At 63.9% G+C, this 14,415-nt stretch carries 10 protein-coding genes; 8 read left to right on the plus strand and 2 right to left on the minus strand.

The annotated features are described in order from the left end of the window. The first annotated feature begins 339 nt into the window (after nt 1-339). The gene (locus tag MKZ40_RS10705) at nt 340-1,707 is read left to right on the plus strand and encodes a sodium-dependent transporter (protein WP_043331727.1); all 1,368 of its coding nucleotides are present in this window, start codon (nt 340-342) and stop codon (nt 1,705-1,707) included. A gap of 455 nt (nt 1,708-2,162) precedes the next feature. On the opposite strand, the gene MKZ40_RS10710 is transcribed toward MKZ40_RS10705, so the two are convergent. Next, nucleotides 2,163-2,387, minus strand: coding sequence for a hypothetical protein (locus MKZ40_RS10710; protein WP_043331728.1), 225 nt, complete (start codon nt 2,385-2,387; stop codon nt 2,163-2,165). Between the two features lie 166 nt (nt 2,388-2,553). On the opposite strand from MKZ40_RS10710, the gene hexR reads away from it, so the two are divergent. The 3 genes from hexR to MKZ40_RS10725 all read left to right on the plus strand — a co-directional run bounded on the left by hexR (nt 2,554) and on the right by MKZ40_RS10725 (nt 7,112). Then, nucleotides 2,554-3,420 carry a transcriptional regulator HexR gene (gene hexR / locus MKZ40_RS10715; RefSeq protein ID WP_043331730.1) on the plus strand — a complete coding sequence of 289 codons (867 nt, stop codon included), beginning with the start codon at nt 2,554-2,556 and terminating at the stop codon, nt 3,418-3,420. 173 nt (nt 3,421-3,593) lie between these two features. Further along, nucleotides 3,594-5,816, plus strand: a complete 2,223-nt coding sequence (gene uvrD / locus MKZ40_RS10720) for a DNA helicase II (RefSeq protein WP_175088893.1) — start codon at nt 3,594-3,596, stop codon at nt 5,814-5,816. A 195-nt stretch (nt 5,817-6,011) separates the two neighbouring features. Next, entirely contained in the window at nt 6,012-7,112 is a 1,101-nt protein-coding gene (locus MKZ40_RS10725) for a TRAP transporter substrate-binding protein (RefSeq protein ID WP_175088892.1), read from the plus strand. Between the two features lie 126 nt (nt 7,113-7,238). Here the strand turns inward: MKZ40_RS10725 and MKZ40_RS10730 are convergent, their stop codons facing one another. Further along, nucleotides 7,239-7,673, minus strand: coding sequence for an acyl-CoA thioesterase (locus tag MKZ40_RS10730; RefSeq protein ID WP_175088891.1), 435 nt, complete (start codon nt 7,671-7,673; stop codon nt 7,239-7,241). A 548-nt stretch (nt 7,674-8,221) separates the two neighbouring features. Here MKZ40_RS10730 and MKZ40_RS10735 point away from each other — a divergent pair. The 4 genes from MKZ40_RS10735 (at nt 8,222) to pstB (ending at nt 14,260) form a co-directional block, all read left to right on the plus strand. After that, nucleotides 8,222-9,232 carry a phosphate ABC transporter substrate-binding protein gene (locus MKZ40_RS10735; RefSeq protein ID WP_175088890.1) on the plus strand — a complete coding sequence of 337 codons (1,011 nt, stop codon included), beginning with the start codon at nt 8,222-8,224 and terminating at the stop codon, nt 9,230-9,232. 131 nt (nt 9,233-9,363) lie between these two features. After that, nucleotides 9,364-11,625 carry an ABC transporter permease subunit gene (locus MKZ40_RS10740; RefSeq protein WP_175088889.1) on the plus strand — a complete coding sequence of 754 codons (2,262 nt, stop codon included), beginning with the start codon at nt 9,364-9,366 and terminating at the stop codon, nt 11,623-11,625. Continuing rightward, a complete protein-coding gene (gene pstA, locus MKZ40_RS10745; RefSeq protein WP_175088888.1) occupies nt 11,622-13,418 on the plus strand; it encodes a phosphate ABC transporter permease PstA in 1,797 nt (598 codons plus the stop codon). Before MKZ40_RS10740 ends, pstA begins: the two co-directional genes overlap by 4 nt. After that, the gene (gene pstB / locus MKZ40_RS10750; protein ID WP_084589238.1) at nt 13,415-14,260 is read left to right on the plus strand and encodes a phosphate ABC transporter ATP-binding protein PstB; all 846 of its coding nucleotides are present in this window, start codon (nt 13,415-13,417) and stop codon (nt 14,258-14,260) included. Before pstA ends, pstB begins: the two co-directional genes overlap by 4 nt. Nucleotides 14,261-14,415: the final 155 nt, after the last annotated feature.

Genomic DNA, 14,415 nt, shown 5'->3' on the forward strand with positions numbered 1-14,415 from the left:
GGCGTGATGTTTCTCCTGTGAGGCCATGGTCTGATGGTGGCTTGCTGGCAGATGGCCCCTCAATCGAGTAGCTTTAGCCACATGTTGCCGTTACCGCGGCGATATTTACCGGAGATGGGCAGTCTGCCCGTTCCGGCGTGCCTATCGGCACTTGCCTGTCATTCCCCACGACCTACCCGGTCAGCGTGAATGCCGGGAGCACCACAGCAGTGATCCTGCGACGCCATCGTGTTGGCCACGGATGATCCGTCCGCATTGGCAGCATGATGCAACAAGCACAACAAGGTGCCCGAAGTCGCTACCAGCGACAGGCGCCCTCGCGACGAATCAGGGATTCACATGTCATCCAAACCGCATTCCCACGCACAGTGGTCTTCTCGCCTGGCCTTTACCCTGGCTGCCGTCGGTTCTTCCGTCGGTCTGGGCAATATCTGGAAATTCCCCTACATGACAGGTGAGAGCGGCGGCGGTGCCTTCGTCCTCGTCTATCTGATCTGCATCCTGCTGATCGGCCTGCCGATCCTGATGTCGGAATGGCTGCTGGGTCGCTTGGGGCAGAAGAACCCCATCTCGACCATGAGCCACATCAGTGCCCGGCTCAAACGCAGTCCCGCCTGGGTCTTGATCGGGGTAGCCGGCGTGCTCGGCGCCTACCTGATCCTGTCCTTCTACAGCGTCATCGGCGGTTGGGCGCTGGCCTTCATCGCCGACGCGGCCAGCGGCAGTTTCGAAACCCTGACCTCTGACACGGCCGGTAGCCTGTTCGGCGGTCTGCTGGGGGACCCGACCACGCTGCTGGCCTGGCACAGTGCCTTCATGCTGATGGTGATCCTGGTCGTTGCCGGCGGGGTCGCCGGTGGCCTGGAGCGTGCCGCCAAGATCCTGATGCCGCTGCTGGCGGTGATGTTGATCGTGCTGGTCGGCTACGCCGCCACCACCGATGGCTTCGCTGATGCGGCCGCCTGGCTGCTGACGCCGGACTTCTCCAAGCTCGACAAGGATGGCGTGCTGGCGGCCATGGGGCATGCCTTCTTCACCCTGTCACTGGGCATGGGCATCATGATGGCCTACGGCTCCTACCTGTCCGATGACGTCAATATCGGGCGTACCGCGCTGGTCGTGGTGGTGCTGGATACCGTCATCGCCCTGCTGGCCGGTCTGGCCATCTTCCCGGTGGTGTTCTCCAACGGCCTCGACGCCGCGGCGGGCCCGGGTCTGATCTTCCAGACCCTGCCGCTGGCCTTCGGTCACATGCCGGGCGGTGAAGTCTTCGGTGTGGTGTTCTTCGTACTGCTGGTATTCGCGGCCTGGACCTCAGGCATCTCGCTGCTGGAGCCTATCGTCGAATGGCTGGAAGAGAAGACGCCGATGTCGCGCGTCGGCTCGGCCTGGGTCGCGGGTATCGCCACCTGGCTGCTGGGCATCGCCACCATCCTGTCCTTCAACCTGTGGAGTGACGTGGCGCCGCTGGGCATGTTCGCCAAGTTCGAAGGCATGACCATCTTCGACCTGCTCGACTACGCGACCAGCAAGCTGATGCTGCCGCTGACCGGTCTGGCGACCATCGTCTTCGTCGGCTGGTTCATGGGCCGTGACGAAGTGCGCAGCCAGCTCAACATGAGCGACTCGGCCTTCTCGCTGTGGAGCTTCGTGGCGCGCTATATCGCCCCGATCGGTGTGGTCGTGGTGTTCGCGTCAAGCCTGTAACTACCTCCGTCCTCGCTGACCCCAGCAGAGGCACGTCACACTCAGCACGAAGATGCAGTACCTCAAGAGGCTCGCCTATCCGGCGGGCCTCTCGTGTTTCTGACGAGGCAAGAGGCGGATTCTCTGAGGTCAGATAGGGTCAGTGAGCGCTCGCACTGTAATGGTGCGTCATTGGTCGTAGGGTTTTGCAATATGAGGCATGAATATCACGACCTTTCGGCGAGATATCTTCAGGCCTTGTGTAGAAAACACGCCATTTCAGGAGATTTCAGACGCAACAGGGGCCGCAACAAGAAGTGTTTGTCGGGAGGATCTGACGAGAAATACCGCGAGAGGGGGGTACGACCATGCTCGAAAGAGATGGTGGAAGGTGTCGCATGGAGCCCGAACCCTGGCGGATCAGAGCGTGAAAACATCACTGATCGGCGGGGAGCGTATCGCCTCCCCGCCTGGAATCAGTGGGTGTCGATATCGCTTTCAGTATCCATTTCCAGCACTTCGATGTCGCTTAAATCCTCGCTTAGGCGCTTGATTTCGTTGTGCAATTCTATTCCACGACGGGCGCGGAGATGGCGGACTGCGCTTTGTTTCTTGCGGGCCTGATGTTCGTCGGCACCGAGAGTCATGAAAATATCGAGAAGCTCTTTCTTGAGCGTATCTACCTGCTCTGAATTACGCATGATTCGACCTCCATGGCATCCAAAGGATGTGGGCTTTCACTGGCGCCACACCGTTTTACTATAGCTCACTTGACAAAATTGTGACTATAGCCTGCCTGTGCAGGCGACACCCCCGGGGGGATGACGTAAGCTCAGGCATGCCCATGAAGTCTGCAAGGAGTGTGCCGTGAGCCATGCCATCTTCGACGACCTGAGGAGCCGGATGGAGAATTTCCGCCGCTCTGAACAAAAGGTCGCACGCTATGTCCTTCGTCATCCGGAGGAAGTGATTCACATGCGGATCGTCGATCTGGCCAGCGAGTCATCGGTCAGTGAGCCGACGGTCGTGCGTTTCTGTCGGGCAATGGGCTTTGCCGGCTTCCAGGATTTCAAGCTGCAGCTGGCGCAACGCCTCGCCACCGGCACCCAGTTCGCCCAGTTCTCCATGAATGACTCCGACAGCGTGGCCGAGTTCTCGCACTCGCTGTTCGATTCCACCATCGGTACCCTGCTGTCGGTGCGTGACCGCCTGGATGCCGAAGCCGTCGCGCGTGCCATCCACTCGCTGGCCTCCGCCAGCCGGGTCGAGTTCTACGGCTATGGCGCCTCGGGCGCCGTGGCTCACGATGCCCAGCACAAGTTCTTCCGCCTGCAGATCTCCACTGCCGCCTACACCGACCCGCACATGCAGAACATGTCAGCGGTGACGCTGGGGCCGCGTGACGTGGTGGTGGCCATCTCCCAGACCGGCCGCACCAAGGCACTGATCGCCAGCGTGCGGCTGGCGCGTGACGCCGGCGCGACCGTCATCGGGCTGTGCCCGAGTGGTTCGCCACTGGCGGATGAAGTCACGCTGCCGCTGCACATCGATGTGCACGAAGACACCGAGATCTACACCCCGATGAGCTCGCGTATCGCGCACCTGGTAATCGTCGATACGCTGGCGGTCGGTGTCGCCAAGGCGCGTGGCCCCAAGCTCAAGGAGCAGCTGGAGGCAGTCAAGAAGAGCCTCGCCACTCTGCGCATCGACGACCACGACTTCGATACCCACTGAGCATCACTTGGGCATCCTCTGCCTTGAAGGCAAGTGCAAGGCACGTATGTGCAAGGAAGGCCGGCGCGGGGAAGAGCAGGGCAGGCCGCTGTGATAAGGTGGATGCCTGAACAGGGGCAGCGAATCTCACGCTGCTCCGCTCCTCGACTCCTCTGCCCTGTGGTGAGCCCTGCATGACCGAATCGCCCCTCCTCGATCACCTCAACACGCATCAGCGTGAGGCCGTGTCCGCGCCGCCGGGCAACATGCTGGTACTGGCGGGGGCCGGTTCCGGCAAGACCCGCGTGCTGGTTCACCGCATCGCCTGGTTGATGGACCAATATCAGTTCTCGCCCTACGCCATCCTGTCGGTGACCTTCACCAACAAGGCCTCGCGGGAGATGCGCACGCGTCTCGAGGCGCTCAATGGCAGCAGCCTGCGCCACATGTGGGTCGGTACCTTCCACTCAATCAGTCACCGTCTGCTGCGCACCCATTGGCAGGAGGCGCGCCTGCCCGAGCACTTCCAGATCATCGACAGCGATGACCAGCTGCGCATGGTCAAACGGCTGCTCAAGGAGCACAACGTCGATGATGAGCGCTGGCCGCCCAAGCAGGTCCAGTACTTCATCGCCGGCTGCAAGGAGGAAGGTCTGCGCGCCCATCAGGTGCAGACCCATGGCGATGCCTACATGGGCAAGATGGTCGAGATGTATGAGCTCTATCAGCTCGCCTGTGAACGCGGCGGCCTGGTCGATTTCGGTGAGCTGCTGCTGCGCTCGCTGGAACTGCTGCGTGATACGCCGCATCTGCTGGCGCATTACCGCGAGCGCTTCGCCCACCTGTTGGTCGACGAGTTCCAGGATACCAACACCCTGCAGTACGCCTGGCTGAAGCTGTTGGCCGGTGATCGCGAGTGCATGACCGTGGTCGGCGATGATGACCAGTCCATCTACGGCTGGCGTGGCGCGCGGGTCGAGAACATCCAGCGCTTCACCGAGGAGTTCGCCAACACCCGCGTGGTGCGTCTGGAGCAGAACTACCGCTCCTCCAGCGCCATTCTGGAGGCCGCCAACGCCCTGATCAGCCACAACGGCGGGCGCATGGGCAAGGAGCTGTGGACCGATAGCGGTCGTGGCGAGCGCATTCGTGTCTATGCCGGCTTCAATGATATCGACGAGTCGCGTTATATCGCCGATACCATCCGTGAGCTGGTCAATGAGCATGGCTACAGCCGCGACGAGATCGCGATCCTGTATCGCTCCAATGCCCAGTCACGCGTGCTGGAGGAGACGCTGATCCGCCAGGGCATGCCCTATCGCATCTATGGCGGCCAGCGCTTCTACGAGCGTCTCGAGATCAAGAACGCGCTCGCCTATTTGCGCCTGATGAACAACCGCGAGGACGATGCCGCCCTGGAGCGCGTGATCAACGTGCCGGCGCGTGGCATCGGAATGCGCACCGTCGAGCAGCTGCGCGAGCGCGCACGCTACGGCAACCTGACCATGTGGCAGGCGATGAGCGATGCGGTCTCCGATGGCGCCCTCAAGGGACGCGCCGCGACTGCCGTGCGAGCCTTCGCCGACATCATCGATGGCCTCGACAACGACACCGCCGGCATGGCGCTGCATGAGCTGGTCGAGCACGTCATCCACGCCACCGGCCTGCGTGAGCATCACGCCGCCGAGAAGGGCGAGAAGGGCCAGGCACGCCTCGAGAACCTCTCGGAGCTGGTCAATGCCTGCCGTGCCTTCAGTCAGGGCGAGCGCATGGACCCGGAAGCCCCCAGCGAAGGTGCCGAGGCGCTGGAACCCTTCCTCGCCGAAGCCGCACTGGATGCCGGCGACCATGAAGCCGCCGAAGGCGAGGAATGCGTGCAGATGATGACGCTGCACTCCGCCAAGGGACTCGAATTCCCGGTGGTATTCGTCGCCGGGGTCGAGGAGGGACTGTTCCCGCACAAGATGTCGCTGGAAGAGCCGGGGCGTCTCGAGGAAGAGCGTCGCCTGTGTTATGTCGGTGTCACCCGCGCCATGCAGCGCCTCTACCTGACCTACGCCGAGCTGCGGCGCATGCACGGCAAGGAGACTTTCCAGCGGCCGTCGCGCTTCCTGCGTGAGCTGCCGGAAGAGCTGCTGGAAGAGGTGCGTCTGCGTGGTCAGGTCTCGCGTCCGGTCTCGACCCAGCGCGCCACGCCGAATCGCCGTCCATCCGGTCCGCGTCAGGAGAGTGTCGAGGCCAATGGCGACATGCCGGCACTCTCGCTTGGCAGCCTGGTGCGCCATCCGCTGTTCGGGGAAGGCGTGGTCATCAATGCCGAAGGCCAGGGTGAGCGCGCGCGCGTGCAGATCAGCTTCGAGGGCGAAGGCGACAAGTGGCTGGTGCTGGGCTTTGCCAAGCTGGAAGTGCTGAGCTGACAGCAAGTCCTGATAGCAGGCGCTGATACGAGGCGCTGGCAAGAGGTGAAGAGTGGCGCAGGGGGCGCGGTATTCGTGCGCCATTACGGCCTTGGTGCAGTTGTGGGCCATCCATGGGTCGCGGCATAGTGGCAGACAATCTGCTGTCTTGATGCCGTGTCATGCATTGCCCACAACTCGAACAAGGAAAGTCCCATGCAACGCCGCCGTTTTCTCTCTGCTCTGGGGGCCGGTGCTGCCGGTCTCGCCGCCGCGCCTTTCGTGTCCACCGCCAATGCCTCCGAGGGCGAGACCATCCACTGGAAGATGGTCACCTCCTGGCCGAAGAACTTCCCGGCACTGGGCACCGGTGCCAATGAGTTCGCCAGCCTGATCGGTCAGCTCTCCGGTGGTCGCCTGCAGGTCAAGGTCTATGGCGCCGGCGAGATGGTGCCGGCGCTGGAAGTCTTCGATGCCGTGTCCTCCGGCACTGCCCAGATGGGCCACTCGGCCTCCTACTACTGGAAGGGCAAGGTCCCTGCGGCCCAGTTCTTCACCGCCGTGCCCTTCGGCATGAACACCACCGAGACCAACGCCTGGCTGTATCACGGCGATGGCATGAAGCTGTGGGACGAGATCTACTCGCGCCACAACCTCAAGCCGCTGGCGGTGGGCAACACCGGCACCCAGATGGCTGGCTGGTTCAACAAGGAAGTGAACAGTCTCGAGGACATGAAGGGCCTGAAGATCCGCCTGCCGGGGCTGGCGGGCGAAGTGATGAATCGCATCGGCGCCAGCGCGGTCAATCTGCCGGGCAGCGAGATCTTCACCGCGATGGAAACCGGCGTGATCGATGCCACCGACTGGGTCGGCCCCTACAATGATCTGGCCTTCGGCCTGCATCAGGTGGCCAAGTATTACTACTCACCGGCCTGGAACGAGCCTTCCGCCATCCTCGAAGGCACCGTCAATCTCGAGGCCTGGCAGGCATTGCCGGAAGATCTGCAGCAGGTGGTGATCCAGGCGGCCAGAATCGCCAATCACGCCATGGTGGATGAGTTCGCGCTGCGCAACGCTACCGCGCTGACCTCGCTGGTCGAGGAACACGGTGTGGAACTGCGTGAATTCCCCCAGGACGTCTATGCGGCGCTGTTCGATGCCTCCAACGAGGTGCTGGACGAGTTCATCGCCAAGGACGAGGACGCCAGGCGCGTCTATGAGTCCTATCGCGCCTTCCAGCAGCAGGTCGCGCCCTGGTCACGTATCGGCGAGCAGGCCTATCTGGATGCGCGTGGACGAGTGCTGGGCGAAGCCTGAGCGAGTCTCTTTCGGGCTACCTGACGGACTGTCTGACTGCGTGACTGACTGTTGACGAAAAAGCCGCCCCTGAGGGCGGCTTTTTCTTGGCGTGTGGCTGACAAGAAGAGGGGCGAGGCGCTTGGCTCAGTCCTGCTCCCCGGTGATGGCGGTGCTGGCCTGCTCCGGTACGGCACGGATGCGGCCATTGTCATCGAGTGCCACCATCACGTAGCAGGCTTCGGTCACCTTGGTCAGCGCATGTTGATTGCGCTCCTGCGGCGGGCGGATCCAGACCTCGACGGAGAGTCTGATCGAACTGCGCCCGACCTCTGCCACCTGAGTGAAGATATTGACCACCGAGCCGATACGCACCGGCGACAGGAAATCGAGACCCTCGACGGCTACGGTGGCAGTGCGCCCGTGGGCGACGCGCCCGGCGGCCAGCTCACAGGCCTCGTCCATGCGGTGCATCAGCCAGCCGCCGCTGATGTCGCCATAGAGATTGGTGTCCTGGCGCTGGGCGATCAATTTGAGCGTCAGTGTGCCGTTCGGCGTCGGGATATCATCCAGAGCTTGCATGTCATGACTCGCTATCTTGTTGTTATAAAATGGCCATTTCATTTCTGCACCCTTCCATCTGAAAAAGGTGCGTCTTTTGGCGCAGTGCGCTTCCTTGCCTAGGGCACTTCCTTGCGCAGGGCGCTGCCTTGCAAAGGAGGCTTCGGCAATGGCCGAAGGACGTCATCGGGTGCCATCGGTGGTAGCAGCGCGACGCAGGCCATGGCGGATGAGCCGCAGCGGCTTCATCATCTCCTGTATCCTACTCTGGCGGACAAAGCACTGTCCTCACTGACAAGGGACTGTCAGGAAATTTTTTTGCGCTGCAGCATGGAGTATCGTTCCTCAACGCAGCAATGGCGGATACTCGCAGTGTTTCGTCATGCTACATGGGCCATCCTGAGCTACCGTCGCATGCCCGTCACCACGGGCATGGCAAGCAGTGGCCAGCTCCGTGTCGCATCGTCATCTCGTTCATTCTCTGGTGGGAAGTCGCCATGTCAGTTTCCGTCGGGACGCTTGTCCGTACAGGGTTTCGCGCCGTGTTCGCTTCGCTTCGCGGGTCATCCGTGCCTTCCTCTTATGTGCCCTCCGCAGGTGCGCCTCGTCTGCGCTCAAGCCCACCGTCGCTGCGACTGATGTCGCTTGCCTGCCTGCTGGGGCTCTCGACGCTCTCGGCTCCGGCGCTGGCCGACAAGGTGCCCGAATATCGCCCGGTGTCCGGGGTAGTGGGCAACCTGACGGCGGTGGGCTCCGATACCCTGTCGGTGCTGGTGACGCGCTGGGCTGCCCAGCTGCGCCGCTATCATCCGGGGGTGCGCGTGCAGCTGCAGGCCGCGGGCTCCTCGACGGCGCCACCGGCATTGATCGCCGGCACCACTCGCATCGGCCTGATGTCGCGCCCGATGAGTGACCAGGAGCGTCAGGACTTCACGCGTGAATTCGGCTATCCGCCGCTGGGGGTGCCCGTGGCACTGGATGCGATGGGCATCATCGTGCATCGCAGCAATCCGCTGGAGGAGATCAGCATCGCGCAGCTGGATGCCATCTTCTCCGCCACGCACAACTGTGGTGGGCAGGCGGCCAGTCGCTGGGGCCAGCTCGGGCTGAGCGATGAGTGGGATGACCGCCAGCTCACTCGCTTCGGGCGCAGTGCCACCTCGGGCACCTACGGCGCCTTTCGCCGAATCGCGCTGTGCGATGGCGATTTCCGTCTCGATGTCAGCGAACAGCCGGGCTCGGCCTCCATCATCGGTGCGGTGGGCTCCTCGCCCAATGGCATCGGCTATGCCAGCTTCAGCACCTCTTCGCCGCTGGTGAAGCAGCTATCCGTCAGCCGTGAGGCGGGTGGCCACGCTGTCTTCCCGAGCCGGGCCAGCATTCGCGACGGCCGCTATCCGCTGACCCGTGCGCTGTACATCTACGTCAATCGCGTGCCGGACGAGCCGCTCCCGGCGCTGGAACAGGCCTTCCTGTCATTGATCATGTCGCGTCAGGGCCAGCAGGCCATCCTGCGTGGTGGCTATGTGCCATTGCCGGAAAAGCAGCTGTTGCACTGGCGTCAGCAACTGGGGCTCTAGGATGTTGATGCCCTCTGATTCGCCTTTGTCATCTTTCTGTCATCACCTGGACATAATCTCGGTGCCATACCTGCTTCATGCGTCTGCGGAGTCGACACTCCCGGGCGCGAATCCTTTCGTGGTGATATTTCATGTCGGCAGTTGATGCCTCCCGAATGCAGCGTCGTCGTCTGCGGCATGACCGTCTTGCCAGTCTGTGGCTGACAGCGGCCGGATTGGGCGTGATGGTCATCGTCGTCGTGATGCTGGCCTATCTGGTCAGCGTGTCGTGGCCGCTGCTCAAGCCCGCCAGCGTCAAGCCGCTCGAACAGCAGGCGATCGACCAGCAGATGCCTGCCGCTCAGACCGACCTTGACTGGCTGAGCGACCCTGATTGGCTGAGCGCCTTGCCTGGCATGCGGCTATTCGCGCGTGACGGGCTGCCTCCCGTGCTGGCCAGTGATGATTCGACGGCGGACTTGCGCACCTCGCCGCTGGCGGGTGTCTGGCTCGCGGATGATCGTCTGCAGGTGGTACAGCAGTCCGCCGCGGGCATTCGCCTGCGCGGCAGTGCCATCGAGGTTCCCGCAGGACTTGAGCGCCGCCAGGCAAGCCTGGTGCTCAGTCGCGACCAGCTGTGGCTGCGTATTCCGTTCGAGGATGGCGATGGCCTGTGGCTGGCACGCCTGACGCTGTCGGCGTCGCACGCCACCGCAGGCGCGCTGGATGGCGATGCGGCAAGTCAGCCCCGGCACTCCGAGTGGCAGCAGCAGTGGTTGCCGGGCACGGCCAGACTGTCTTCGCAGCAGGGGCGTCTGCTGGTCACCGCTGACCGCGATGGCTTCACCCAGTGGCAACTGAGCGAGGCCTCCAGCGGGACCGGGCCGCTGGCACGCAAGCTGGCACATCACGCTGTGAGCTCTTCTGCCTCCGCGTCATCGCCGGCGATCACCGCGCTCAGCGTCCTGCGTGGCGGCAGAAGCCTGATCGTCGGGGACGCGGCAGGCGGCCTGACCCATTACTTGTTGCCGGCGCACGCGCAGCCGCTGGTCAAGGCCGGCGTCTTTGACAGTGGCCTGTCGGCGCCGGTGGTGACGATGGCTGCCGCCCATCACAGCCTCGGCTTTGCCGCGCTGGACGCCAACGGCCGCCTTGGCCTCTATCTGGCCACCAGCGAGCGTCGCCGTCAGGTGCTGGACTGGCTGGATGCCTCCCGGGTCGCGACAGGCGTGGCGCTGGAATTCGACAATGATGACCGCCGCTTGCTGGCATCGGCGGTCCGGGAGGCAAGGTTGCCCGGTCAGCTCGCTCAGGACGCGCCGCTGGGGGCGCTCGGCAAGGCCTATGCCGGGCTTGCGATACATGACCCGCATCAGGCCGTCGGGCTCGACGCCATCTTTGGCAAGGTCTGGTATGAGGGACGCGCTGCGCCGGAGTGGATCTGGCAGCTGGAGAGCACCGGCACCCACGAACCCCGTCTGTCGCTGGTGCCCATCATGTGGGGCACGCTCAAGGCGGCGCTGGCCGGGCTGCTGTTTGCCGTGCCGTTGGGGCTCGGCTGTGCCATCCATGTCGCCTGCTTCATGGCGCCGCGCCAGCGTTCCCGCATCAAGCCGCTGCTGGAGATGATGGAGGCACTGCCGACCGTGGTGATCGGCTTCATCGCCGCTCTGGTGGTCGCGCCCTTTGTCGAGCGTGAGCTGATGGCGGTGTTGCTGGGACTGGTCCTGATTCCGCTGGGCACCATGGCGGCCGGCTTCCTGTGGACCCTGGCGCCGCGCGCATGGCGCAACCTGCTGCCGGAAAACATGGCGGCCTTCGGGCTGTTGCCACTGCTGTTCGTGCTGCTGTGGCTGGATGTGACAATCGCCGGCCAGGTCGAGCAGTGGTGGTTCGACGGCGACCTCCGTCAATGGCTGTTCAGCCACTACGGCATCGATTATGCCCAGCGCAATACCCTGGTGACCGGCATGGCGTTGGGGCTGGCGGTGATGCCGACCCTGTTCACGCTCAGCGAGGATGCCCTCTCGTCGGTGCCGCGTGGCCTGGCCGCCGGCTCTGCGGCGCTGGGCGCGACGCCATGGCAGAGCCTGCGCCGCGTCATCCTGCCAGCCGCTGCGGTCGGGCTGTTCTCGGCGATGATGATCGGCATGGGGCGCGCTGTCGGTGAGACGATGATCGTGCTGATGGTGGCCGGCAATACGCCGCTGGTGGATGCCAGCCTGTTCGAGGGCCTGCGCTCACTGGCCGCGACCCTGGCCATCGAGCTGCCGGAGGCCGAGGTCGGCAGCAGTCACTACCGCTTGCTGTTCCTCGCTGCCCTGGCATTGTTCGTCTTCACCTTCGTGGTCAATACGCTGGCGGAAGTGCTGCGACAGCGCTTCACGCCGCCCAATCAGGGGAGCTGGGGATGAGACGCCCTGACACGAATCGCGCCAGCTCCTCACTGCTGCGCCCACGCGAGCCGCTGGTCGGACGCCTTCAGCGATACTGGCGTGATGGCGGCCCGTGGGGCTGGCTGAACGCCATGGCGGTCAGTGTCTCGCTGGTGCTGGTGCTGGGCCTGCTCAGCCTGCTGGTGGTGGGCTCCTTCAGTCACTTCTGGCCCTCCCGGCTGGTCGAGGTGGAGCTGACGGCGCAGCCGGGGGAAAGTCCCACGGCCCTGACCACCACGCGCGGAGAGCCGGCGGCCGACAATCGCCATCTGCTCGGCGAGCTGATGCACGAGGAGATGCGCCGTGTCGCCTCGGGCGAGGGGGACGACGCTCGCCAGCAATGGTGGTTGCTGCAGACATCCTCGCGTGACGGGGCCGCGGCCAGCTGGCAGTGGCTGCCGGAGACGCTGCTCGACAGGATGACCTTCCCCCGCCAGGCGCTGATGCTGGAAATGCGCGACGGCCGTACTCTCTACGGCATGCCACGGGCGCTGAGTGACCCGATGACAGGGGAGATGGACCACACGCCCGATGTTGGCGACGGGCCTGCCCGGCCCCTGGCCGAAGACACCGAGCCACTGTTTGCCCGCCTGAAGATGATCGAGAGCGAGCGCCGCCAGCTGCAGGCGCTGCGCCTGGACAGTGAAGCCTTGAGCAGTCGCTATCAGGCGCTGCAGCAGTCTCTGGCATCCCGGCGCAGCCCCTCTGCTGACGTTGCAGCGGCGCAGGCTCATGAGGACGCTGAGCTCGAGCGGGAGATACAGGAGGAGTTGGAAGAGGTGCGCAGCGCCTTCATCGAGCGTGAAGGTCAGCTGAGTGCCCTGCGTGATGCCTTGGCGGGCGGACAGTTGCTGCTGGGCGGCAATGGCGGCTACGAAGGCCGCATCGCGCTCGATGATATCCGCAATGCCTGGCAGCCCAATGCGATGGGCTTCAGCGGCCGGCTGATGATGACGTTCCAGCGTTTTCGCGACTTCGTGGCCGGTGCCTCCACCGAGGGCTTCGGTGGCGTCTGGCCCGCCATCTTCGGCACCGTGCTGATGGTGGTGCTGATGTCGATCATGGTGATGCCCTTCGGCGTGATGGCGGCGCTCTATCTGCACGAGGTGGCCCATCAGGGGCGCCTGACGCGCCTGACGCGCATCGCGCTGCGCAATCTGGCCGGGGTACCCTCCATCGTCTACGGCGTGTTCGGTCTCGGCTTCTTCGTCTATGGACTGGGGGCCGGGATCGATGAGCTGTTCTATTCCGAGCGGCTGCCGACGCCGACCTTCGGGACCGGCGGCATTCTGTGGGCCTCGCTGACGCTGGCTCTGCTGACCTTGCCGGTGGTGATCGTCGTCACGGAAGAGGGGCTGGCGCGCGTGCCGCGTCGTCTGCGCGAAGGCGCGCTGGCGCTGGGAGCGACCCGCCTGGAAACGCTCAAGCGCGTGGTGATTCCGGCCGCCTCGCCGGCGCTGATGACGGGGCTGATTCTTGCCGTGGCGCGTGCGGCGGGTGAAGTCGCGCCGCTGATGCTGGTCGGGGTGGTCAAGCTGGCCCCGGACCTGCCGCTGGATGACAGCTTCCCGTGGCTGCATCTGGACCGGAAATTCATGCATCTGGGGCATCAGGTCTATGATCTGGCCTTCCAGAGCAGCGACGCCTTCAGCAGTCGGCCGCTGGTCTATGCGACCGCGCTGGTGCTGGTAGTCGTGATTCTATGCCTCAATCTGAGTGCCATTCGCCTGCGTCACATGCTGGCACAACGTTACAAGGGAGCCACCGAATGAGGCGTGACTCTGAACAGCCCAAGCCCCAGTTGTTTCTTCAGGAGACGCCTGCGCGGCCAGCTGAGGACATCTGCCTGGAAACCCGCCACCTGAGCCTCGATTATCAGGCGCGTGTCGGCAAGGAGAACCAGACGCGACGCGCACTGGAGGATGTCAGCCTGCAGATCGCACGCAAGCGCGTGACGGCCTTCATCGGCCCTTCCGGCTGCGGCAAGTCGAGCCTGTTGCGTACCTTCAATCGCATGACCGATCTCGACGAACAGTCACGTCTTTCCGGCAAGGTATTGCTCGAGGGCGAGGACATCCATGCGCGCGGCGTGGACGTGCCGATGCTGCGCCGCCGGATCGGCATGGTCTTCCAGACACCCAACCCCTTTCCGATGTCGGTCTACGAGAACGTGGCCTTCGGGCTGCGGCTGGTCGGCGAGAATGACAAGCGCCACCTCGATGACAAGGTCGAATCCTGTCTGCGCTCCGCGGCACTCTGGGAAGAGGTGAAGGATCGCCTGCACGACAGCGCGCTGGGGCTCTCGGGTGGCCAGCAACAGCGGCTGGTGATCGCGCGGACACTGGCGGTCGAGCCGGAGGTGCTGCTGCTGGATGAGCCGGCCTCGGCGCTGGACCCCATCTCGACGCTCAAGATCGAGGAGCTGATCCGTTCGCTGCGCTCACGCCTGACGCTGATCATCGTCACGCACAACATGCAGCAGGCCGCGCGGGTCTCGGACGATACCGCCTTCCTGCATGAGGGCCGCCTGGTGGAATTCGCCCCGACCGATCAGCTGTTCACCAACCCGCGCCGCCGCCAGACCGAAGACTACATCACGGGGCGTTTCGGTTAGCGCGCTCATGCGCGAACGTGCAGCCAGGTAGCCTTTTCGCCCTGATATTGCTGACGATGTAGGCCAGATAGCGCCTTTGAGTCATGGGTGAAACATAACTGCAATCAAGTGTCGGCATGCTGAGGGGGAGCCCGCTGTGTCAGTCAGCAGTGGGC

Source organism: Cobetia sp. BMC6 (genome assembly GCF_029991385.1).
Classification (GTDB): domain Bacteria; phylum Pseudomonadota; class Gammaproteobacteria; order Pseudomonadales; family Halomonadaceae; genus Cobetia.

Bases quoted from the DNA above. Each gene is read 5' to 3' on its own strand.
- uvrD (WP_175088893.1), top strand. From the start codon at position 3,594: ATGACCGAATCGCCCCTCCTCGATCACCTCAACACGCATCAGCGTGAG.
- MKZ40_RS10710 (WP_043331728.1), bottom strand. From the start codon at position 2,387: ATGCGTAATTCAGAGCAGGTAGATACGCTCAAGAAAGAGCTTCTCGAT.
- pstB (WP_084589238.1), top strand. From the start codon at position 13,415: ATGAGGCGTGACTCTGAACAGCCCAAGCCCCAGTTGTTTCTTCAGGAG.
- MKZ40_RS10725 (WP_175088892.1), top strand. From the start codon at position 6,012: ATGCAACGCCGCCGTTTTCTCTCTGCTCTGGGGGCCGGTGCTGCCGGT.
- MKZ40_RS10730 (WP_175088891.1), bottom strand. From the start codon at position 7,673: ATGCAAGCTCTGGATGATATCCCGACGCCGAACGGCACACTGACGCTC.
- pstA (WP_175088888.1), top strand. From the start codon at position 11,622: ATGAGACGCCCTGACACGAATCGCGCCAGCTCCTCACTGCTGCGCCCA.
- MKZ40_RS10740 (WP_175088889.1), top strand. From the start codon at position 9,364: ATGTCGGCAGTTGATGCCTCCCGAATGCAGCGTCGTCGTCTGCGGCAT.
- MKZ40_RS10705 (WP_043331727.1), top strand. From the start codon at position 340: ATGTCATCCAAACCGCATTCCCACGCACAGTGGTCTTCTCGCCTGGCC.